We start from the raw sequence: 1,582 nt of genomic DNA, 5'->3' as shown, positions 1-1,582 counted from the left end.
CCCTGCGTGTCAGGGTGAGTTGAGTCCACTGGTTCACAGCAACCCGGCCTGATGCAGGGCGAGATACGGATCAACTGAGATGACCCGCACGAGCATGTCCTCGCTGGTCGAGGGCGATAATGAGCGGATGGCTTCCCAGCACCCGCGCAGCGACGGGCCGCGGCGCCGACGCGCGTTCACCGCGTCGGAGAAACTCGCCCATCTGGACGCCTACGAGGCAGCGTGCGAGCAGCACGACGGCGGCGGGTACCTGCGGCGGGAAGGCTTGTACTCGTCGTTGATCAGCGAGTGGCGCAAGCAGCGCGACGCCGGCGTGCTGGCGGGCAAGAAGCCGGGTGAGAAGGTCGGTAAGCTGTCCGCGGAGCAGGCTGAGATCGCCCGGCTCACGCAGGAAAACACCCGTTTGAACAAGCGGTTGAACACCACCGAGGCCGCCCTGGACATCATGGGAAAAGCGCACGCTCTCTTGGAAAGTCTTTCCGAGAGAGCGGATTCCGACGAGAAGCACAAGAAGCGTTGACCCGAGCCTATGCGTCGATGACCGCTGATGGTGTGCCGACCAGGCAAGCCGCCCTGTTGACCGGTCTGGTGCGCTCGACGGCGATCCGGCACGGCAAGGCCGCCGCCGCGCCCACACCGCTCGTCGTGCCGCACCCGGTGCCGGACCCGCTCAACAAGCTGGCCGTTTCCGAACGCCGACAGATCCTGGAGGTGCTCACCGGCACACGGTTCGTGGATATGGCGCCGCTGCAGATCTACGCTCATCTGCTTGATGAGGGCGTCTACCTGTGCTCGGTGTCCACGATGTATCGGGTGCTGGCGGAGAACAAGCAGGTCAAGGAACGCCGCCGGTTGGCGCGCCACCCCGCGGCGGTATGTCCGGAACTGGTCGCGACTGCGGCCCGGCAGGTCTACAGCTGGGACATCACCAAGCTCGCAGGTCCGGTGAAAGGCACCTACTTTGACGCCTACGTGATGATCGACATCTACTCCCGGTTCATCGTGGGCGTGCATGTCCACGCCCACGAATCCGGTGTCCTGGCAAAGGAGCTGATGGAACAGATTTTCACGGTCCACGGCGTTCCGCAGGTCGTGCACGCTGACCGGGGCACGTCGATGACCAGCAAAACCGTCGCGGTCCTGCTCGCCGATCTCGAGGTCACCCGATCGCACTCGCGGCCGCGGGTGTCGAATGACAACCCGTACTCGGAATCGCTGTTCAAGACCCTGAAATACGGTCCGGAATTCCCTGAACGCTTCGGATCACTGTCGGAGGCGAGACGATTCATGGACACCTTCACGCAGTGGTACAACCACGAGCATCGACACACCGGCATCGGCCTGCACACGCCCGCTGACGTCCACTTCGGCCTGGCAGCCGCCAAAGCCGCCGACCGACGCGTCGTGCTCGCCGAAGCCCACGCCAGGCACCCGTACCGGTTCGGTGGCATCACCACGGCACCGAAGATGCTCGATCTTCCCGACACCGTCTGGATCAACCGACCCACCGACGACACCAACCAGGAGCCCGAAACGGAAGCCGCCTAACACCCACTGGTCTCACTCACCTTGACAAATTCCG

Annotated in this window: 1 protein-coding gene; it reads left to right on the top strand. The window is 64.0% G+C overall.

Going from position 1 to position 1,582, the window contains the following annotated elements:
• Positions 1–127: 127 nt before the first annotated feature.
• A protein-coding gene (locus QQ657_RS56450; protein ID WP_284750740.1) for an IS3 family transposase occupies positions 128–1,548 on the top strand; the annotation gives its coding sequence in 2 pieces (ribosomal slippage) (positions 128–494 and positions 494–1,548; 1,422 coding nt in all).
• Positions 1,549–1,582 lie beyond the last annotated feature (34 nt).

Source organism: Amycolatopsis ponsaeliensis (assembly GCF_030182635.1).
GTDB lineage: Bacteria > Actinomycetota > Actinomycetes > Mycobacteriales > Pseudonocardiaceae > Amycolatopsis > Amycolatopsis ponsaeliensis.
The sequence above is the reverse complement of the archived record's forward strand: the minus strand, read 5'-3'. Positions and strand labels throughout refer to the sequence as shown.